Raw genomic sequence first — 444 nt, forward strand, 5'->3', positions numbered from 1 at the left:
AAGTGCATTGTGGTGTGTTACGAATGGACGAGCAGACGCACCACCTGGGATCACTTGTAGCATCGGTGTTTCAACTTCCATGAAATCACGATCTGCTAAGAAACGACGGATACCTTCAACAACTTTTGAGCGAATACGGAAGGTTTCACGTGTCGCTTCATTAGTAATTAAATCAACATAACGTTGACGATATTTAGTTTCTTGATCAGATAAACCATGGAATTTTTCAGGTAACGGACGTAATGACTTTGTCAGTAACTCGTACTCTGTCATTTCTACGTATAGGTCACCTTTTCCGGGCTTCTTAATTGCGCCTTTACCACCGTTGATGTCACCGTTCTCAGGTTGACCCTATTTTGCTTATCGTTCTTTTTGTGCCACTTGTGACCCGCGCCCTTATGGTCAGCCATTGCTTCCCTTTATCGCAAGTTTGGGACTACATTT

At 43.2% G+C, this 444-nt stretch carries 1 pseudogene; it reads right to left on the reverse strand.

From position 1 onward, the window contains the following. Nucleotides 1–336: pseudogene (locus E0L37_RS21425) on the reverse strand (amino acid--tRNA ligase-related protein); the annotation flags it as partial. Nucleotides 337–444 lie beyond the last annotated feature (108 nt).

The sequence above is a fragment of the Alcanivorax sp. 24 genome, from assembly GCF_004360225.1.
Taxonomy (GTDB): Bacteria; Pseudomonadota; Gammaproteobacteria; order Pseudomonadales; family Alcanivoracaceae; genus Alloalcanivorax; species Alloalcanivorax xiamenensis.